Genomic DNA, 21,236 nt, shown 5'->3' with positions numbered 1-21,236 from the left:
ACCGGGGGCCCCGCCGACCGGCGAGGCGACACGGCGGAGCGGAAGATCGCCCGCGAGCACCGGTTCCGGCCGGATCCGGTGGCCCGCACTGCTGCATCGGCGAGGCAGCAGCACAATCCGTACCCGCGTTCTGGCCATCGCGCTCATTCCGACGCTCGCTCTCCTCGTCACCGGTGTGACGACTTTCGTGATCCTGTTCAACGATGCTCGATACGCGGAGCGCTGGTCGGTGTTCCTGAACAAGCAGCTGGACCCGCTGGTCACACTGGTCACTGCGGCGCAGAACGAGCGGACGGCCAGTCTGATGGCACTGTCCGGTAATCCGGCTGCGGTGGCCGAGCTGCAAACTGCCCGCAGCGCGACCGACGCCTCACTCGGTCAGATCGCCGTACTGGCTCCGGAGATGGGCGAACTCCATCCCGACGCCGTCGCGAAATCCAATCCCGCCTTCGCTGTGCTCGCGCCGCAGGCTCCGCTGATCCGTCAGGGTGTGGATCTGCGCCGTGCCACCTTCCCCGAGGTGGACGCCTTCTACACGCAGCTCGCGGGTGTTATAGCCATGGGCCTTGAAGGTCTCGCGCTCTACACCCCGGACTCCCAGGTCGCCGCGGAGCAGGTGTCCGCGGCGGACCTGATGCGTATGGCCGATCTCCAATCCCGCGCACTGGGTCTCGCTTCGGGTGCCCTGATGCGGAGCGACGACGGGCAGCTGCGGCCTGAGGATCGCCGGGATGTCGCCCAACTGGTCGGTTCCTACCGCAACCAGGTGAGCGCGCTGTCGGCCCGGCTGACCGAAGGCGGAACCGCGCGGATGGATGCGCTCACCAGCAGCCGCGAATGGCAGATGATCGTGCGCGCGGAGGACGAGCTCGGTCTCTCCGGCACGCTGCCGATGCCGCTGACCGACTGGCAAGCGGCCGAGAAACATGTGGGCACCGAACTGCTCGGTATCGTCAAAGACCATATGGGGTACGCGAATACGCTGGCCACCCAGGCCGCCGGCCGCTCGTCGGACCGCGCCACCTGGGCCGGTATCGGCGTGGCTACCACTACGCTCATCGCGCTGGCGCTGGCCGTGCTGCAGGCCAACTTGCTCGTCAACCGGTTGCGGAGGTTGCGGTCGCACAGTCTCGAACTCGCCAACAACACCCTGCCGTCCATCGTCCAGCGGATCCACGAAGGCGAGGAGGTCGACATCGACACCGAAACGGCGATGCTCGACGATCACCAGGACGAAATCGGGCAGGTCGCCGAGGCGTTCGGCGTCGCGCAGCGAGTGGCCATGACTGAGGCCGCTGCCGAGGCGCGCACCCGGGCCGGTTTCAACAAGGTCTTTCTCGATATCGCCTATCGGAGTCAGGTTGTCGTACGCAGACAGATGGATGTTCTCGATCTCGCGGAGAGCAAACAGGAAGATCCGGAACATCTCGAACTTCTCTTCCAGCTGGATCACCTGGCCACCCGCGCCCGCCGCAATGCGGAGAATCTCTTGATTCTCGGTGGCGGGCAGCCGGGCCGACGCTGGCGCGAATCGGTCTCCCTGGAAGAGCTCGTCCGCAGCGCCGTCTCCGAAACCGAGGATCTGACCCGGGTGAGCGCGATCCGGGTGCCCGAAACCCGTGTAGTCGGAAACGCGGTCGCCGACCTCATCCACCTGCTCGCCGAGCTGATCGAGAACGCGCAGGTGTATTCGCCGCCGCAGTCCCTGGTTTCGGTACACGGCAATCTGGTCGGACGGGGCGTGGTCGTCGAGGTCGAGGACCAGGGGCTCGGTATTCGCGCCGACGAACGTGAACGACTCAACAGCCTGCTGAGCAATCCGCCGGACTTCCAGCAGATGGCCTTGGCCGGCCAGCGTAACCTGGGCCTGTTCGTGGTCGCGCAGCTGTCCGGTCGGCACGGCATCACAGTGAGCCTGCAAGATTCGGCCTACGGCGGCGTCAAGGCCATCGTTTTGATCCCAACCACGCTGCTGGACCCCCGGGGCGACGACGGCTCCTTCGATGCAACGACAACCGGACGCCATCGCACCATAGAGGAATTCCAGGCTGTCACCGGGCGCCCGGTGCCCCGGCCCAATGCCGACCGGAATCTCCAGCTGCCCCCGTGGCCGGGCACCGAGCCCGCCGCGCAGCCCCTGACCGGATCGCTCGAGCTGGGCGAACTCCCCGGCCAGCACAGCGATACCGGTGGTGGCAGCGGTCCACACACCCGCGCAGGCTGGCGGCAACGTACGCCGTCGCGCACCCGCGCACCACTGCCGCAGCGCCACCGGCAGACGCACCTGGTGCCGGAGTTGCGAATCGACGATGAGCAAAGGGCGGTGGAACCGGAAGGCCTCGCGGAAGTCGCCCGGCCCGTTGACGATATCCGCAGCTCCATGAGTTCCTTCCAGCGGGGAACGCGCCAGGGCCGCGAAGCCGGCCCCCATGATGATTACTGAGAATGGACGATCGGAACATGAACAATAAAGCGTCGGTCGAGCCCAACCGCACCACCCTGGACTGGCTGCTCGACGGTCTCATCAACCGGGTCCCCGGTTCGGAACGCGCGGTGGTGCTGTCCGCCGACGGCCTGGCCGTGGGCCGATCCTCCGGTCTGTCCCGTGAGGACGCCGAACATCTGGCCGCCATCGCGTCGGCACTGCACAGTCTCGCCCGCGGGGTCGGCAGCCGGTTCGACAAGGGCCAGTTGCGGCAGACCGTGATCGAACTCGCCGGCGGCTACCTGATAGTCACCGAGGCCGGTCAGGGCGCCTGCCTGGCGGTGCTCACCAAGATCGATGCCGATCTCGGCCTGGTCGCCTACGAAATGAATGTCATTGTCGGCCAGGTCCGCGACCAGCTCGCGGCGATGCCCAGAACGGCACCGGGCGCCCAGCCCCGCTACACGCCATGAGTTACCACGACAACGAGCCGCCCTGGGGCTACGAGGACGATCCCGGTCCGCTGGTCCGGCCCTTCGCGGTCACCCGCGGGCGGGTCGGCAAGGATCTGCACAAGCTGGATATCCTCACGCTGGTGGTGGCCGTGCGGACCGATGCCGATATGGCCACCCTCGATCGCGAGTACAGCGAGATCATGAGATTGTGCCGGAGCCGGCCGATATCGCTGGTCGAGCTGGCCGCCCATCTGAAGCTCCTCATCGCTGCGGTCAAGGTGCTGGTCAGTGATTTGATCGAGTCCGGCCACGTTATCTTCCGATCTCCGCCACCGCCGGTGAGCGGACCAGACCCCATGCTTCTACAGGCGGTACTCGATGGCATTCGTAAACTCTGACGCGCCCGGCAGCCTCAACTTCGATTCGATGCAGGCCGTCAAATTATTGGTCGCCGGTGGGTTCGGTGTCGGTAAAACCACGCTGGTGAGCACGGTCAGCGAGATCACCCCGCTGCGCACCGAGGAGTTGCTTTCCGAAATCGGCGCCGATGTCGACGACCTCACCGGGGTCGAGGGCAAGACCACCACCACCGTCGCGCTGGACTTCGGCCGAATCACCATCAACCCGCAAGTGGTGCTCTACCTGTTCGGCACCCCCGGCCAGGACCGGTTCTGGTTCATGTGGAGGGAACTGTCGGTCGGTGCTCTCGGCGCGATCGTCCTCGCCGATACCCGCCGCCTCGAGGACAGTTTCGCGGCGGTGGACTATTTCGAGTCGCGACATATCCCGTTCATCATCGCCGTCAATTGCTTCGACGGCGCCGATGTTTACGAGGAGGAGGAGGTCCGCGGCGCGCTCGATCTCGGCGATGACGTATCCATCGTGCTGTGCGATGTCCGGGACCGACAGTCTGCGAAGTTCGTGCTGGTGCGCCTGCTCGAACACGTCATGGCGACGGCCACCGCCCCCCCTTCACCCCGGGTCTCTCAGCCGCTCCGATGACCGCCTATCCGCACTTGCCTGGCATCGAACTCCGGTGCCAGGGGAGCGTTCTGTCAACGGCTGCATATCGCGTTGTGCCCGCGACCGCATGCGAAGCTCTGTCTCGCCGATGATCTTTGCTTGCTCGGGTCGGTGAACCTGACCGGGAAGGTGACTGGCCGGCGGCGTATTCGAACATTCAGATATTGGTCGAAGTTCCCGCAGGGCACGTCGAGGTCGGCAGGTACTCGCGGACATCCAGATGCAAGCGGTCGAGGCATCACCGCATATGGCAGAACTGGCTCGAAAGCAGGCTGATCTACTGAAGGCCGAGCCAGAACACTCCCGTCGGCAGGAGTGGTACCGCAGTACCCGACGCCCGGAAGCCGTCTACGGGTACTACTGTGGGCGGACTCGATACAGCCGATCGGTTGAAGTGACCATTCTCCGAGACCCTTGCATTCCTCGAAATCCCGGCGTGGGCTACCCGAGGATGAGTTCTCGGCGTGGGTCGAGCTCGGCACCTCGGTGTGCGGAGGCCGAGCCGGTCTCCACTGTGTGCCTTACACCCACGTAAGAAAACCTCTTAGTCTTGCCCGGTTTTCGTCTCTTGTCAAAATGGCCCTGAACTGCGCAAATGATGCGCAGGTTTGTGCCCTCGGCAGGATTCGAACCTGCGACACCCGCTTTAGGAGAGCGGTGCTCTATCCCCTGAGCTACGAGGGCCGGGCCGTGGCCGGTGGGCAGGAGTCTACCGGGTCGGCCGGCCCGGGGCCGCATCGTGGGGAACGGCCCCGGTGAGCGTCAGGCCGCGCGGGACTGTTCGTAGTCGGTGGGGTCGAAGCGGCGGGTTTTCCAGCGGTAGAGGATCGTGGCCCCCGGCCAGTTGTTGGTGATGCGACCCGAGGCATTGCGGTACCAGCTGGAGCAGAAGTTCCAGGGGGTGTCCTTCAGGCGTTTTTGCAGCCAATCGTCCCAGTGCTGTTCGGCTTCCGCGCGGGCGGAGACACCGCGGCCGGGGTTGACGCGCAGGTAGTCGATGGCCTGGCGGATGTAGCGGGCCTGTGATTCCAGCATGTAGACGATGGAGCCGGACCCGACATTGGTGTTCGGCCCGTACATCATGAACAGGTTGGGGAACTTCGGTACCGAGACACCGAGGAAGGCGCGGGCGCCTTCGGCGGCCCAGGTGTCGGCGAGTTTGCGGCCGTCGGTGCCGTAGATGTTCATGGGGGCGAGGAATTCCGTGCCCTTGAAACCGGTGCCGTAGACGATGACGTCTACTTCGTGGTGGATACCGTCGGCGGTGCGGACGCCCGTGGGAGTGATCTCGGTGATGGCGTTGGTCTCGACTGTGACGTTCGGCCGGGCGAGGGCCGGGAAGTAGTCGTTGGAGAAGAGGGCGCGTTTGCAGCCGGGGGCGTAGTCGGGGGTGAGCTTCTCGCGCAGGACCGGGTCCGGGATCTGCCGGGCGCGGTGGCCGTCGGCGACCTTCACCACGGGTTTCTGGATGCTCTGGATATCGGTGAGGGCCAGGGCCATCACCTCGAAGAACATCCACCAGCCGAAACGTTCGGCCCAGCGGACCGGCGGGAGGTACTTGAACACGGCGTGGTGGCGGGGTTCATAGGCGGCGTCGGCTTTGGGTAGGACCCAGGCGGCGGAACGCTGGAACAGGGTGAGGTGTTCGGCGATCGGTTGGATGCGGGGGATGTACTGGATGGCGCTGGCGCCGGTGCCGATACAGGCGACGCGTTTTCCGGTGAGGTCGACGGAATGGTCCCATTCGGCCGAGTGAAAGGCGGGGCCGGTGAAGGTGTCGATACCGGGGAGGTTCGGCGTGGCCGGCCGGGAGAGTTGGCCGACGGCGGAGATCAGGACGTCGGCGGTGAGCCGGTCACCGTCGGTGGTGCGGATCTGCCACTTCGCGCCTGCCTCGTCGTATTCGGCGTCGCTGATCTCGGTGCCGAAGCGGATCTTGCGTTCGAGATCGTATTTGCCGACCACGCGGCGCATATAGTCGTGGATATCGGCCTGCTCGGAGAAGCGGCGGGGCCAATCGGAGCGCGGTTCGAAGGACCAGGAGTACAGCGGGGACGGCACATCACACGCCGCGCCGGGGTAGGTGTTCTCCCGCCATACGCCGCCGAAGTCCTGGGCGCGTTCGACGATGGTGAAATCCTCCACGCCCGAACGCAGCAGTTCCAGTCCCATACCGAGTCCACCGAACCCGGCCCCGATGATGATGATCGACGGCGATGGCGATGTCATGTTCTCAGAGTAGGGGCGGTGATCTCTGGCTCCACAGGGAACGGCGGACAGGGAATCGATATTTTCGGCCACGAAATCCGGACTCCGGAGGCGGTGCGCGTGCATATGTAAGCGAGTGCTCGCCCTTTCCGGGGCATCGGTCCGGATGGGTCATAACCGGTGGTCTGCGGGCTCCGGAGCCGCGAATTCTCGTCCGATCAATGGGTCACGAACCCGGCTCGTGTCTCGTTTGGATGTCATTTCGTTATCTGACTTGGCGGCGGGCCGGATTTCCCGCTATCACGGTGATGTGCTCGGCGGCGATGGCGCAGTGCCGGTGGCCCGCAGGGGGCGTCGCGGGCATTGCGTCCCGTCCCGCCGTCCGAGACCGCCGGGCGACGTCGCTTCCCGTCGTATCCCGGATCCGGAGGGGAGGGGTCGGCCGGTTCCTCCTCTGCCGACCGCGCCGCCGCTTCGGTTCGGCGGCCGCCGATCGAGAGCGAACCGTCGTCCCGCTGCGCCGGACTCGGCGAGCGCCTCGAACCGGCCGACCCGCACAACGCGCGGCTGGGCCGGCTCCCGTGAGAACCCGCCGACCTCACCGACCGCCTCGGTCACTCCTCCTGAACCCGATCACGAGCCGGCCCGAGCCCGGTACCGCGTGATCCCGCCGGCCTGTGTGTGGTTGGCCGCCCGGCGGTTTCCCGCGACCCGCCCCGCGCCTGCCTACTCCACGGTAGTGTTCGGCGGTGTGATGTGAGTCATGTCCGTTCCTGTGTCTCACAGGGTGTGACCGGCCACGGCACGACCGTCCCGCCGCCAGATGAGTTAGGGGTATTTCCGATGTTGAGCACCATGATGGACGACCAGCTGTCCTTGGCCACGCTGCTGCGCTACGCGTCCACCTTCGTCGGTGATTCCACGGTGTCCACCTGGACCGGGGACGGGGTACGCACCATGACCTATCGCGAGGTCGGCGCGGATTCCGCGCGGCTGGCCAACGCGCTGACCGACCTCGGGATCGCAGAGGGCGACCGGGTCGGCACCTTCATGTGGAACAACAACGAGCATTTCCTGGCCTATATCGCGATTCCGGCCATGGGGGCGGTGCTGCACGCGTTGAACATCCGGCTGTCGGCCGAGCAGCTGATCTTCGTGGCCGACCATGCCGAGGATCAGGTGGTGCTGGTGGACGGCAGCCTGCTGCCGATGTTCGCTCAGTATCTGCCGCATCTGAAAACGGTCCGGCACGTGATCGTGGTCAACGGTGACGTCGCGGCACTGTCCGCTCCCGAGGGCGTGACCGTGCACGACTATGCCGAGCTGCTGGCGAAATACCCTGCCGAATACGACTTCCCGGTGCTCGACGAGCGCACGGCGTCTTCGATGTGCTACACCTCCGGCACCACCGGTGATCCGAAGGGTGTCGTCTACTCCCACCGGTCCAACTGGCTGCACGCCATGCAGGCCACCACCCCTTCGTCGATGGGGATCACCAACGACGACACCATGCTCGCCATCGTCCCGCTGTTCCACGCCAACGCCTGGGGTCTGCCGTACGCGGCGCTGCTGTCCGGCGCGAATATGCTCATGCCGGACCGGTTCCTGCAGCCGGTGCCCCTGCTGGAGATAATGGCCGCGGTGAAGCCCACGTTCGCGGCGGCGGTACCGACGATATGGGGCGGGGTGCTGGCCGCCCTGAACGCCAGTCCACAGGACATCACTCATCTGCGTTCGGTGGTCGTGGGCGGTGCGGCCGCGCCGCCGGCGATGATGAAGGCCTTCGACGAGAAGCACGGTGTGCAGGTGATCCACGCCTGGGGGATGACCGAGACCTCCCCGCTGGGCAGCGTGGCGCAGCCGCCGCAGGGAGTCACCGGCGAGGCGGCCTGGGCCTACCGCGTGACGCAGGGACGGTTCCCGGCCGGGGTCCGGGCCCGTCTGGTCGGTGACGACGGCAAAGTGGTGCCCAACGACGGTAATTCGCTGGGTGAGGTCGAGGTCCGGGGGCCGTGGATCACCGGCTCCTACTATTCGCCCGACGGTGCGGAGGTGGACCCGAGCAAGTTCGACGACGGCTGGCTGCGTACCGGGGATGTGGGCAAGATCAGCCCGGACGGTTATCTGACCCTGGTGGATCGGTCCAAGGATGTGATCAAGTCCGGCGGCGAATGGATCTCCTCGGTGGACCTGGAGAACGCGGTGATGGGGCATCCGGCCGTGGCCGAGGCCGCCGTGATCGGTATCCCGGACGAGAAATGGGACGAACGCCCGCTGGTGGCGATCGTAGTGGCCGAGGGCGCGACGGTGGCACCGGAGGAACTGCGGGAATTCCTCGCGGACCGCTTCGCGAAATGGCAACTGCCCGAATACTGGACCTTCATCGCGGAGGTGCCCAAGACCAGTGTCGGCAAGTTCGACAAGAAGCGTCTGCGGGCGCAGCACGCGGACGGTGAACTGGATGTGACGGTCGTCGGCTGATATCCGCCGGCGGGCGATCCCCGGCGCGTATCGCGCCGGGGATCGCACCGATCAGCAGTTGCGCAGTTCCGGGCTCTGGTTGAGCAACTGGTTTCGGGGGCTGATGAACCGGCTGTAGGTCTCGCCGCCGACCGACGACAGCGGGAACGCCGCCACCCGGTGGCAGTTCTGGAAGGCCAGTTTCACGCTGAAATGCCGTTCCAGACCGCCCCGGATGGCATCCGAGGCCAAGGCGCGCAGCAGCTGACCGCGCGCCGTCTCGTCGGGCGGGGCCTCCTCGTTGTCGGCGAATTCAGCGGTGCCGGAACCCAGTTCGCTCGCGACCCGGCTCACGACCTCCCAGGCGTAGGGCAGCGAGGTACGGACACATTCGACGAATTCTGCGTCGGTGACATCACCGCGTTCGGCACGTTCCAGCAGAGCGGTGGGGACATCTAAGGACACGGCGACCTCCTGAGGTCAACTTCGTCTTCGGCTGATGGTGCGGAAACCCGCGTGCAGATCTGCCGGGCCGAGTCTAATCGAAATTGGTTGTCAATAGCAGTGGATTGGCCGTGAAAGCCGTTCGAAGCGCGAAGGTTTCGGAATAGCGGGCCCATTGCTCCGGTGATCGGGGGGAGCGATGGCCGGGGGCGGAGCAACTGCTCTCGCTGCCGTCCTGTCGCTGTGGTGCGAGGTTGCCGGGGCGTGTCCCGGTGATGCGCGGTTCACTCGGGCGGCTCGTGAATATTACGAAAAAGGCAGTGTTCACAACCTGGCCGGCGAACTGTATTACCCGTTTGAACTGGGCATTTACCGAAAAGGTTGCGATATGGTCACGGGCCGGTAGAGTTACCGTCACAACGGATGCCGAAACGTTACGTTTACCCGGCTCGAGTAGCTGGATCCGCGTGCGGCGTTCGTGAACCTGATGATCGGATAGCGAGGACGGACCTTTGGCGCACCATCGATTAGGCCCCAGCTCCATCACCGTTATGAGCCTGATCGGTGACGAGGTGCAGGTCCGCCCCCGGCGCCATCGCGCAGAAGCCACCGCGGCCGAAAAGGTCCGCGCCGCCGCCGGAGCCGCCGTCGCGGCCGGCGCGCTGATCGGTACCGCCTCCCAGATCGCCCCCGCCATCGCCTACGCCGCACCACTGCTGCCCGGCAACGGAAACGACGAAGCGGTGAAGGCCGAGCCGGTCGCTCCTGTTTCCGGTGCGGTGGCCACGGTCGCCGAGCGGATGGCGCAGGCCGCGCCGATCGCCGATCCGCGGCCCGCCCCGGTGCAGGCCGCGCCGATCGCCGCGCCGGCGCCCGTCGCCGCGCCGTTCGGTCTCCAGAATCTGCCGCCCGAGGTCGCCGCCCCACTGACCCAGGCCGAGCAGACTCTCGAACAACTGCATCAGCAGTTCGCCCCGGCGGCCGCGGTCCGGCCGGTGGCCGGTGTCGTGAGCTCCACCTATGGCAGCCGATGGGGCGCCATGCACTACGGTATCGACTTCGCCGATACACTCGGCGCGCCGATCAAATCCGTCGCCTCCGGCACGGTGATCGAGGCCGGTCCCGCCTCCGGATTCGGAATGTGGGTCCGGGTGCTGCACGACGACGGCACCACCGGCGTCTACGGGCACGTCAACGATATCTACGTCAGCGAAGGACAACGGGTGAACGCGGGTGATGTGATCGCCACCGTGGGCAACCGTGGTCAATCCACGGGTCCCCACCTGCATCTGGAAATCTGGGATCAGGGTGGCAACAAAATCGATCCGATGACCTGGATGGTGTCCAAGGGGGTGCCACTGGAGTGGGGACCCTCGCACTGAGATCGACAGAATCGATCGACCGTCCGATCCTTGCCACCCCTGCTGGGTTGCAGGGAGAACTGCGGGCGTCCGGGGTGACCGAATTGGCCGATATCTTCGAACCCGAGTCGATCCACGGTCGCGTCTACGCGGCTCTGGTGCATCGACCGCGTTCGGGTCTCGCCGATATCGCGCGGCACACCGGCCTGTCCGAGACCGAGGTCGAGAACGCGCTCGACGAACTGTGCGGATTGCGTGCCGTCATCCGGCTCACCGACCCGGACGGCACCCCGCGCTGGGACGCGCACGCACCCGAATCGCTGTCCGAAGCCGAGGCACGGCGTCGGCGCCAGGAGATCAGCACCATGCACGCGGCCGCGGCGCGGCTCAGCGAGACCTTCCGTTCCGTACGGCGCTCGCAGGGCTGGAACGGCCTGATCTCCCCGGTGTTCGAACGCGCCGAACTGCTCGCCGATTTCGAATCGCTGCACGCGAACGCCGACGGCTCGGTGAAAATGGTCGAGCGCAGCCCACACCTGAGCGACCCAGAACGCGACAGCCGCATCTCCGAGCTCAAACAGGCCCGGATGGCCGAGGGCGTGCGATATCGGATCCTCTACCAGGACACGATCTACCAGGACGCCGACCGTCTGCGCCACACCTTGGCCACCAACGCCCGTGGTGCGCAGGCGCGAACGCTGCCCGATCCGCCGTTCAAACTCATCATCGCCGACAACGAACGTGCCAGCCTGGTGCTGCATACCGACGAACGTCGTCCCGATCCGATGGCGCTGCGGATCAACGGGTCGCCGCTGCTGGATATGTTGATCCGCAGTTTCGATGTGTTGTGGACGCTGTCCGCGCCGATTTCGGTGCAGCCGGAAGCCGACGAACTCGACGAACGCGACCGCGCGATCCTCACCATGATGGGAATGGGGGCGACCGACGATACGATCGCCCGCCGGCTGGGCATGTCGCGGCGCACCGTGGTCCGGCGTACGGCTCGGCTGCTGGAGCGGCTCGGGGCCAGTACCCGGTTCCAGGCCGGTGTGCAGGCGATCCGTCGCGGCTGGCTGTGAAGTGGTGCGCGCGCCCGGCGCGGGTGGCGACGCCCGCGCCGGTTCGCCGGGGGTAACCCGGACCCGATCCGGTGGCAGTTCCGCAGGAGGTGTGGGCGGTACCGGCCGGGCTCGCTGCCCGGGCGGCGGTCCGGGGCACTCCCGAATATGATGGCCACACCGCGCCGGCCCGATCGATATGCCCTTCCGCCCCCATAGGGCACGCAGAAGGCCGGGTCCCGGCTCGATGCGAGAGGTGAACCCACCCGAATGCAAACTGCCCGCCGTCCTTTCAGTGTCACCCGACGGCGCCGTTCGGGCAGTCCGCTGTTCGCACAGCTGCTGACATCCGCGGTCGAATCCGCGGCCGCCGAGGTGGCGATCCGCTACAACCCGACGGGCCGGCCCGGCGACCAGCGGGAAATGACCTACCAGGAGCTCGACGAAGCATCCTCCCAGCTCGCGCGTGAACTGATCGAACGCGGAATCGGACCGGGCGATGTGGTGGCGATCGGGCTCGCGCGCAGCCCGGAATCGGTGCTGGCGGTGTGGGCAATCGCGAAAACCGGCGCCGCCCATGTGCCTATCGACCCCGCACTCCCCGCCGACCGGATCGACCGCATCGCCGCCGATTCCGCTGCCACGCTCGGCCTGACCACCTCGAAGCACCGGTCCGCGCTCGGGCGGTCCCTGTACTGGATGGAATTGGACGACCCCGTGCAGTCCGCCCGGATCGCGCGACGGCCGCGGCATCCGATCTCCTACGCCGACCGGGTCCGGATGCTCGACGAGCGTCACCCCGCCTATATCGTTCACACCTCGTGCTCGGCCGGTGAGCCGGTGGGCGTGGTGGTCGCCCACAGCGGGCTGGCCCCGGTGGTCGCCGCGGCCACCGACCTCTACGGGATCACCAGCGATTCCCGGGTGACTCATATGTGTTCCCCGGACTCCGATATCTCGGTTCTGGAACTGCTGCTGACCTTCACCACCGGCGCGACCCTGGTGATAGTCCCCGCGGGCGCGCTCGGCGGGCACGGCGTCGCCGAGCTACTGGCCCGGGAGCGAGTGACCCATATGATCACCACCCCGGCCGCGCTGGAATCCGTGGACCCGGTGGGACTCACCGATCTGGAGGGCGTCGCGGCGATCGCCGCCGAATTCGACCCGGAACTGGTCCGCCGCTGGGCGCACGGGCGCAGCGTTTTCATCTCCTACGGTTCCACCGAGACCACCATCATCGCGACCGGTACCGGCACGATGAGCCCGGGGGAGACGATCACCGTGGGTGCCGCGCTGAACGGGGTCGGAGCCTTCGTACTCGACACCCGGCTGCGGCCGGTGCCCCCCGGTACGGCGGGAGAGCTCTATCTGTCCGGGCCGGCGCTGGCGCACGGTTACCTCGATCGGCGCGGACTTACGGCGCAACGTTTCGTGGCCGGACCCTTCGGCACGGATCCGGGCCGGCCGGGGACCCGGATGTACCGCACCGGTGTTCTGGTGCGCCGGATCCGGACATCGCGCGGTGAAGAGATCGAATATCTCGGCCGCGCCGATTCGCCTGTGCAGGTGCGTGGTTCCGGTACGCGACCCTTCGCGGTCGACGAATCACTCACCCGGTACCCCGCCGTGGACCGCTCGGTCGCGCTTCATCGGACACCGGTCCCGCCCGGCCCGGTGTCCGATGTGCTGCCGCGTGGGGGCAGGGCGGTGGGCCCCGTCGGGGGAGATCGCGAAATCTCGCCGGAACCGGTGTTCGAGCGGGCCGGTTCGCGGCCGCCGTCCGGGGAGCCGGAGGTCCGGCTGGCCGCGTTGTTCGCGGAGGTACTCGGGCTCGACCATATCGGTGCCGACGATTCGTTCGTCGCCCTCGGGGGTGATACCGCACTGTCGGTCCGACTCGTGGAGCGGGCTCGTGCGGCGGGGATCCGGTTCACCCCGCGCGATGTGTTCGAGTGCCGGACCGTCGCCGGGCTCGCCGAGGTCGCGGTGTTCGGGGCTGCCGCCGCGGCAGTTCCGGCGGAGTTGCCCGGGGGTGGTATCGGCGAGGTCCCGCCGACTTCGATCCTCACCGAGTACCTGGCCGGGGGAGTGCATTCCGGTTTCGCGCAGACCGTCGCGCTGGCGCTGCCGACGGGAATCGATCGCGCCGCTCTGGCCGCCACGCTGGGTGCGGTGGTGAGCCGCCACGATATGTTGCGAGCTCAGCTGGTGGCCGAGGACGGGCGGTTCCGGCTCGAGGTTCCCGATACCGGACCTGTCGCGGGGGGAGTGCGGGTCTCGGAGGTGGAGGCGCCGGTGGGTGCGCGACCGGCGGAACTCACCGCGGTCACCGGATCTGCCATGAAATCCACTGTGGCGCAACTCGATCCGCTGGGTGGTCGTATGCTCGCGGCGACCTGGCTGCGCCGCCCGGACACTCGTGACGCGCTGCTGCTCGCTGTGCACCACTATGTGGTGGACAGCGCGTCCTGGCGCATCATCCTCGCCGATCTGACGCTGGCCTGGTCCCAGGTGATCCAGGGGCGGCGCCCCGAACTACCCGCTGTCGCCACCTCGTTCCGCCGGTGGGCGCACGCGGTGACCGAAGCCGCGGCGCAATCCGAGAACGAACTCGGCCACTGGCGTGGCGTACTGGCCACCCCGGACCCGCTGCTCGGATCGCGCGCGCTCGATCCCACCACCGATACCCGTGCCTCGGTGCGCGGGTTCACGGTGGAGATTCCGGCGGATATCGCCGAGGTCGTGCTCACCGAGGTCCCCGCGTTGTACCGGACGGGCGCCGGTGAACCGCTGCTGGCCGCCCTCGCCCTGGCGGTGCGCAACTGGCGGTCCCGGCGCGGCGTGGACTGTGCGACCACCCGAATCCGGGTCCACGGCGGAGGGCGCACGGAATCGGTACTGCCCGGGGCGGACCTCACCCGTACTGTCGGTTCGTTCACCTCGGCCTACCCGGTGGCCCTGGATCTCGCCGCCATCGACCCTCGCGCCGCGCTGGCCGCGGGCCCGGTGACTGCCGCGCTGTTGCGTTCGGTGAAAGAACAACTCGCCGCCGTGCCCGGCCGGGGCGTCGGTTTCGGGCTGCTGCGCCGGCAGACACCGGAAATCGCCGCGGAACTCGACGGCACCGTGGCGCAGATAGGATTCGACTACCTGGATCGGGCGTTCGCCGGTTCGCCCGCCGGAACCGGCGAGGCGTCCTGGCTCCCCGCAGGTGAGCTGGGTGGATTCGATACCGAGTTCGACCGGGACATGCCGGCCGAGATGGTGGTGGATACCGGCGCCGCCGCCCGGCCCGACGGCGGGATCACCCTGTCGTTCTCCTACGCCACCGATATCCTCGACGAGCCGGCGGTCCGGGAACTGGCCGACGAATGGCTGGCCGCCGTCAACGCCATCGCCCGGCACACCACCGATCCCGCGGCGGGCGGTCTGACGCCGTCGGATCTGCCGCTGGTCCGGGTCGGGCAGCCCGAGCTCGATACCTGGCGCACCGACTACCCGGGCCTGACCGAGGTACTGCCGCTGTCGCCGCTGGGCGAAGGGCTGTACTTCCGTTCGCAGTTCACCGCGGACGAGCCCGGCGAGTATGTGATGCTCTTCACCGCCGAACTCGGCGGCGTCATCGATCCGGATCGGCTGCACCTCGCCGCACAGAGTCTTCTCGATCGGCATCCGGTGCTGCGCACCGCGTTCGTGACGGCCTCGGACGGGTCGCCGGTGCAGTTGGTGATCGAGGCCGTCGAGGTGCCGTGGCGAGTGGTCGCCGATGTCGGCGACTACGAGATCCCGGAACTGCTGGAAACCGAGCGGCTCACCCTGTTCCCCCTCGACACCGCGCCGCTGTTGCGGATCACGTTGTACCGCACGGTTTCCGGGCGCACCCATCTGGTACTGGCCGCCCACCATCTGCTCTTCGACAGCTGGTCGTTGCCGATCCTCATGCGGGATCTGCTGACCGGTTACGCCCGGCACGGGGATCTGTCGGCGCTGCCTCCGGCTCCCGCCTACCGCGATTATCTGCACCGGGTGTCGCAGGGGGACAGTGCGGACTCCCGGGCCCGCTGGTCGGAGGTACTGCTCGGCGCCCGGCCGACCGAACTGGCGCTGGTGCTGGCGCCGCCCGAACAACCGGAAACCGGTATCGGAGAAGTCGAACTCGCGCTGGGCGAGACCGAGGCCGCCGCCATGGCCGCCTATGCGGCCGCGACCGGGGTGACGGCCGATACCGTGGTGCAGGCCTTGTGGGCGGTGCTGCTGGCGGGCTTGACCGGCGCCGAGGATGTGGTATTCGGGGCTGTGGTCCCCGGGCGTCCGTCCGGACTGAACGGGGCCGGCGAGATGACCGGTCTGTTGGCCAACACGATTCCGGTGCGGGTGCGATTCGAGGCCGAATGGACCGTGCGGGACCTGCTGACCCGTCTCCGGTCCGAACAGGATGCCCTGGTCGAACACCACTATCTGGGCCTGGCCGATCTCGCGCCCGGCGCGGCAGGACTCTTCGACACTCTCGTGATCTACCAGGACCGTCCGGTGGGCGCCGAGGTACTGCGCGCAGCGGCCGGGGGAGTCGACGGCCTGGAAGTGGTGGATCTGATCTCGCGCACCTTCAGTCACTATCCGGTGACCCTGGCGGTGGAATCGGCGGACCGGCTGGTGCTGCGACTGTGGTACCGGCGCGATCTCGTGGCCGAACCGGCCGCCCGGGCCCTGTCCGTGCTGCTGCACGCTCTCGTGGGACAGTTGCTGGCCGTGCCCTGGGCACCGGCGTCGTCGGCACCGTCCAAGGGCTGGTGGCAGGGCTCCGTCCAACCCGGCGGGTACAGCGAGTTGCCCGCTGATCGGCCGCGCCCGGCCACCGCGTCCGGTCGCGTCGGTCAGGTGTCGCGGGAACTGTCGCTCGATATGCTCGATTCGCTCAATCATATTGCGGCACAACAGAATGTGACGTCGTTCACGGTGGTGCAGACGGCACTGGCGATTCTGCTGGCCCGGCTCTCCGGGAACCGGGATATCGCGGTCGGCGCGTTCAGCACCCACGAATCCGCCCCCGGCCTGTCGGTGCTGCGTACGGGAATCGATCCGGCACTGTGCTTCGGCGCGCTGCTCGCCACCGCCCGGGCCGCCGGTGGAATGGCGCCGACGGGTCGTGGGGACGAACAGCTCGGACATCTGATCGGTACGGTGCGTACCGCGGCCGGGCGGCCGCCCTTCCGGGTACTGCTGGCTTCCGGCGACGCACCCGCGAAACTGCCGGACACCCTGGATCTGCGCGTGAACCTGATCGACACCGGTGTCGACGCGCGACTGACCTTCACCTACGCCCGCGATCTGTTCGACGCGCCCACCATCGGTGACCACGCGGACCGGCTGCTGCGGGTCCTGCACGCCGTGGTCGCCGATCCCGGACTGGTCGTCGGCGATATCGATCTGCTCGCCCCGGGGGAGCGCGATCTGGTCCTGCGGGAATGGAACAGCGGCGGTGTCCGGGTGCCGGCGGTGACACTGGTCGATCTCATCGAGGCCCAGGCGCGGTTGCGGCCGCGGGCCCCCGCCGTGCGATCCGGCGGGACCACCCTGAGCTTCGAAGAACTGTTGCGCCGCTCCTATCGAGTGGCGCGTGCGCTGATCGCAGCCGGTGCGGGTCCGGAAAGCCTGGTGGCTGTGGCGATACCGCGCACCGCGGAGTTGCCGGTCGCACTGCTCGGCGTACTGCTGTCCGGCGCCGGCTACCTACCGATCGACACCACTCACCCACGGCAGCGACTGGAATTCGTCCTCGCCGACGCCCGCCCGGTCGCTGTCCTCACCACCGGTAGCGAACAGAACGCGGTACCGGTCGTGAACGTGCCGGTGGTCCTGCTCGAGGACACCGCGCACAACTTCGCCGAGCCGGTCACCGATGCCGAGCGCCGCGGTCGGCTGCGTCCGGACAACCTGGCATACGTCCTCTACACCTCCGGTTCCACCGGCGTCCCCAAAGGTGTGGGCGCCGCCCACCGGAACGTGGTGGAACTGTTCGCCAACACCCAGTTGCTGTTCGAATTCGACGACGCCGATGTGTGGACCCTGTTCCACTCCTTCACCTTCGACTTCTCGGTGTGGGAGCTGTGGTGCGCGCTGGCCAGCGGCGGTTCGGTGGTGGTGGTCGGCCATCCGGCCACCCGCTCGCCCGAATCGCTGCGCGAACTGCTCATCCGCGAACAGGTCACAGTGCTCGGCCTGACACCGTCGGCGTTCTATGAACTCGCCGAGGCCGATCGCGTCGCCGTGCCCGACGGCGCGGACGCGCTCGCCCTGCGCTATGTGGTGTTCGGAGGCGAAGCGCTCGATCTGCGCCGGTTGGGACACTGGTACGAGCGGCACGGCGGTGCCACGGCCGATTCGCCGTGGCTGGTGAACATGTACGGCATCACCGAGACCACGGTGCACGCCTCGTTCCTGGCGCTCGACGAACAGCTGGTGGACAGCCCGGCCAGTGTGATCGGCCGGGCGATCCCCGGTCTGGACGCGTTCGTGCTGGACGAGCGGCTGCATCCCGCGCCGGTCGGCGTACCGGGCGAGATCTATGTGGCGGGAGCACAACTGACCCGTGGCTATCCCGCCTGCCCGGGCCTCACGGCGACCCGGTTCGTGGCCGACCCGTTCGGCCCCCCGGGATCGCGGATGTACCGGTCCGGCGATATCGGCCGCTGGGCCGGTTTCGGGGGTCGCGCGAGTCTGGAATACGCCGGACGCGGCGACACACAGGTGCAGGTGCGCGGGCTCCGGATCGAACTCGGCGAGATCGAAGCCGCCCTGCTGCGCTGTCCGGGGGTGGGCGGCGCAGTCGCGCTGGTGCGCAGCGACGGGGTGACCGGCGATCGGCTGCTCGGCTATGTGGTGCCCGCCGCGGATCCCGACGTGGCGCCCGAACCGGAGCGGCTGCGCGCGCAGGTCGCGGAATTCCTCACCGGTTACATGGTTCCCGATACCGTCGTCGTCCTCGACGCGCTGCCGCTGACTCCCAACGGGAAACTCGACCGGCTCGCGCTGCCCGATCCGGCCGGGGCCGGCGAGGTGCCCTACACCGCGCCGACGGGCCGGGTCGCGAAGGTCGTGGCCGAGGTTTTCGCCGATCTGCTCGGCGCCGAACGCGTCGGTGCCGACCACGATTTCTTCGCCCTCGGCGGGAACTCGCTGCTCGCCGTCCGCGCGGTGGCCCGGATCAATGCCGCGCTGGCCGCGGAGATCACGGTGCGCACCATGTTCGACGCACCGGCGGTCGCCGCGCTGGCCGCCCGGGTGGTGCCCGGGGTCCCTGCCGAGGTGGAGCGGCCCGCGCTGGTACGCGCCGACCGGCCGGAACGGATTCCGCTGTCGCCGGCCCAGTATCGGATGTGGCTGCGCCACCGGACCGATCCGGATTCCGCGGTCGACAATGTAGTGCTCACCATCGGACTCACCGGTGCGCTGGATATCTCCGCACTGCGCTACGCCCTCTTCGATGTATTGGAACGCCACGAGCCGCTGCGCACCCGCTACCCGGCGGATCCGGACGGAATGCCGTACCAGGAGAGCCTGCCGGTGGCGCAGGCGCTGCGCGGCGGACTGGAATCGGTGACCACCGGCGATGTGCCCGGCCGGATCGGGGAAATGCTGTCGGCCGGTTTCGATATCGTCGCCCAGGCGCCGATTCGGGGCCTGCTGCTCACCACCGATACCGACGAACACGTGCTGGCGCTGGTCGTCCACAATATCGCCGCCGACGAGGCGTCCCTGGCGCCGCTGACACGGGACCTGATGATCGCGTACCGGGCCCGGGTCGGTGGGGAGTCGCCGCGCTGGTCGCCGCTGTCGGTGCAGTACTCGGACTACGCGATCTGGCAGCGCGCGGTGGTCGGTGCGGAGACCGACGAGAACTCCGTCGCGGCAACGCAATCGGCGTACTGGCGGGATCGCCTCCGGGACCTGCCCGGGGAACCCGGACTCCCGCTGGACCGCCCGCGCCCGGCCCGGCCCTCGATGCGTGGCGACACCACCGGTTTCGCGGTATCCGGTGAGGTGCACGAGGCACTGGACCGGCTGGCGCGCGACCGCGGCGCGACCCTTTTCATGGTCCTGCACGCCGCGGTGAGCGTGCTCCTGCACCAGGTGACCGGTGCCGACGATATCGCTGTGGGGACCCCGGTCGCCCGCCGTGCGGAGCGAGCGCTCGACGAGCTGGTCGGTATGTTCGCCGATACGATCACGCTGCGAACCCGGATCGAACCGAGCCTGTCGTTCGCCGAATTGCTCGACCGGGCAAGGGAAATCGACCTGGACGCGTTCGCGAACGCCGATATCCCGTTCGAACAGGTAGTGCAGATCGCGGCACCGGACCGGGCGGTCGCGCACGATGCGCTGTTCGGTGTGGTGCTGACGGTGCGGAACACCGAGCAGGCCACCCTGAACCTGCCCGGGCTCACCGTGCGGGCACCGTATCCCGGTGCGCTCGCGGCGAAATCGGATCTGCGGATCGATATCGACCCCCGTCGCGACGCCGACGACGCACCCGGTGATCTGCGTATCACGCTGACCTTCGCCACCGACCTCTTCGATGAGCCGACCGTGCGGCTGTTCGGCCGGCGGCTGGCCCGGATCCTCACCGCCGTCGCCGCGGATCCCCGACTTCCGGTGGGCGGTCTGGATATCCCGGAGATCGCCGTGCGCGAGCGTGGAGCCGTTCCCACCGACCGGGTCGCGCCGGCCGCCACGGCGGGCACCGCGCTGACACAGAGCCTGAGCGCATCGGTGGAGGACGATCCGGACGGCCCGGCGGTGGTGTGGGGCGAGGCGGCGGTGACCTATCAGGATCTCGACGCCCGGTCCTCGCGACTGGCGCGAGTACTGATCGCTCGCGGCTACGGGCCGGGCACCGGCGTGGTGAGCGCACTGGATCGCGGTGTCGACGCGGTGGTGGCCGTCTGGGCGGTACTCAAGGCCGGAGCCACACTGGTGCCCGCCGACGCCCTGGATGTCGCGGCGGCCGCGGACCTGGTGGTCGAGGCCGGGCTGATCGTCGGTCCGGCACCGGACGCGCCACCGGTGAAGTGGCTGCTGCTCGACGATCCGGTGGTCGCCGGGGAGGTCGCCGCCGAATCCCCGCGCCCGGTCACCTACGCGGATCGGGCACGACCGCTGCGCGGCAGCGATCTCGCGGTGGTGGACGGCACCGGAAGCCTGGTGAGTTACGACCAGTTGGCCGCCGCGGTGACCCGGGTGCACTCCGCCACGGACCTGACCTACGAGGCACGGACCTACCGGGCCGGCCGCGGCGACAGTCCGGCGGGGCTGCTGGAAACCGTGGCGGCCGGCGCCGCGGGTGCTTCCATGGTGCTGATTCCCGAGGCCGAACCGGACGCGACCCCAGCCGGGGAATGGGTCACTCATCTGTGGTCCGACAGCGTGAGCCTGGACGCGCTCGACCCGGATGCGCTGGAGGATCTGCTCGCGCTCGTCCTGGACGAGCACGGGCAACCGGGCGCGGCCTGGGCGGGAATCGGAACAGTGCTGGATCTGCCCACGCTGCTGGGCTGAGGAACCGGCATCGAACTACTGCCGAGTTCCGCGGAATGTAGCTGTGCGCGTCCCCGCCCGGTAACCTGCCGGGTGCCATACCGGGTACCGGCGCATTGTGGCAGGCTGCTGTCCAAGCTGCGGCCACGGTAGGGCGCGGCGGTGAAGTGCGACAGGCAGGCGAGGCGGACAGATGGATGCGGTAGTCGGTCAGCGGTATGACCACCTCCGGAGGGCGAAGTCGGTATGACGCGGCCAGTCCGGACCC

Annotated in this window: 10 protein-coding genes and 1 tRNA gene; 8 read left to right on the top strand and 3 right to left on the bottom strand. The window is 68.1% G+C overall.

All coding sequences use genetic code 11. The features are described from left to right. Positions 1–175: 175 nt before the first annotated feature. Genes IEY68_RS30680 through IEY68_RS30665 form a run of 4 tightly spaced genes read left to right on the top strand, consistent with a single transcriptional unit; the run spans position 176 to position 3,882 of the window. Entirely contained in the window at positions 176–2,443 is a 2,268-nt protein-coding gene (locus tag IEY68_RS30680) for a sensor histidine kinase (protein WP_063000432.1), read from the top strand. 17 nt (positions 2,444–2,460) lie between these two features. Next, positions 2,461–2,898 carry a roadblock/LC7 domain-containing protein gene (locus IEY68_RS30675; RefSeq protein WP_063000447.1) on the top strand — a complete coding sequence of 146 codons (438 nt, stop codon included), beginning with the start codon at positions 2,461–2,463 and terminating at the stop codon, positions 2,896–2,898. Beyond that, positions 2,895–3,278, top strand: coding sequence for a DUF742 domain-containing protein (locus tag IEY68_RS30670; RefSeq protein WP_063000434.1), 384 nt, complete (start codon positions 2,895–2,897; stop codon positions 3,276–3,278). Before IEY68_RS30675 ends, IEY68_RS30670 begins: the two co-directional genes overlap by 4 nt. Further along, positions 3,259–3,882 (top strand): GTP-binding protein, encoded by a 624-nt coding sequence (locus tag IEY68_RS30665; protein ID WP_189094576.1) that lies wholly within the window; start codon positions 3,259–3,261, stop codon positions 3,880–3,882. Before IEY68_RS30670 ends, IEY68_RS30665 begins: the two co-directional genes overlap by 20 nt. A gap of 632 nt (positions 3,883–4,514) precedes the next feature. Here the strand turns inward: IEY68_RS30665 and IEY68_RS30660 are convergent. Then, positions 4,515–4,587, bottom strand: a tRNA-Arg gene (locus IEY68_RS30660). A gap of 78 nt (positions 4,588–4,665) precedes the next feature. Further along, the gene (locus IEY68_RS30655; protein ID WP_063000449.1) at positions 4,666–6,132 is read right to left on the bottom strand and encodes a flavin-containing monooxygenase; all 1,467 of its coding nucleotides are present in this window, start codon (positions 6,130–6,132) and stop codon (positions 4,666–4,668) included. Between the two features lie 822 nt (positions 6,133–6,954). On the opposite strand from IEY68_RS30655, the gene IEY68_RS30650 reads away from it, so the two are divergent. Next, the gene (locus IEY68_RS30650) at positions 6,955–8,592 is read left to right on the top strand and encodes a long-chain fatty acid--CoA ligase (RefSeq protein ID WP_063000440.1); all 1,638 of its coding nucleotides are present in this window, start codon (positions 6,955–6,957) and stop codon (positions 8,590–8,592) included. A 51-nt stretch (positions 8,593–8,643) separates the two neighbouring features. Here IEY68_RS30650 and IEY68_RS30645 read toward each other — a convergent pair whose 3' ends face one another. Further along, positions 8,644–9,036: an SCO5389 family protein gene (locus tag IEY68_RS30645; RefSeq protein ID WP_063000441.1), complete on the bottom strand. Its 393-nt coding sequence runs from the start codon at positions 9,034–9,036 to the stop codon at positions 8,644–8,646. Between the two features lie 530 nt (positions 9,037–9,566). On the opposite strand from IEY68_RS30645, the gene IEY68_RS30640 reads away from it, so the two are divergent. From IEY68_RS30640 to IEY68_RS36525, 3 genes are all read left to right on the top strand, one after another. Further along, positions 9,567–10,397: a M23 family metallopeptidase gene (locus IEY68_RS30640; RefSeq protein WP_063000443.1), complete on the top strand. Its 831-nt coding sequence runs from the start codon at positions 9,567–9,569 to the stop codon at positions 10,395–10,397. A gap of 47 nt (positions 10,398–10,444) precedes the next feature. Next, positions 10,445–11,455, top strand: a complete 1,011-nt coding sequence (locus tag IEY68_RS30635) for a LuxR C-terminal-related transcriptional regulator (protein WP_229719136.1) — start codon at positions 10,445–10,447, stop codon at positions 11,453–11,455. A 249-nt stretch (positions 11,456–11,704) separates the two neighbouring features. Beyond that, positions 11,705–20,989 carry a non-ribosomal peptide synthetase gene (locus IEY68_RS36525; protein ID WP_058853006.1) on the top strand — a complete coding sequence of 3,095 codons (9,285 nt, stop codon included), beginning with the start codon at positions 11,705–11,707 and terminating at the stop codon, positions 20,987–20,989. Positions 20,990–21,236 lie beyond the last annotated feature (247 nt).

It is taken from the genome of Nocardia jinanensis (genome assembly GCF_014645735.1).
Taxonomy (GTDB): Bacteria; Actinomycetota; Actinomycetes; order Mycobacteriales; family Mycobacteriaceae; genus Nocardia; species Nocardia jinanensis.
This window is presented reverse-complemented; position numbering and strand designations above follow the sequence as displayed.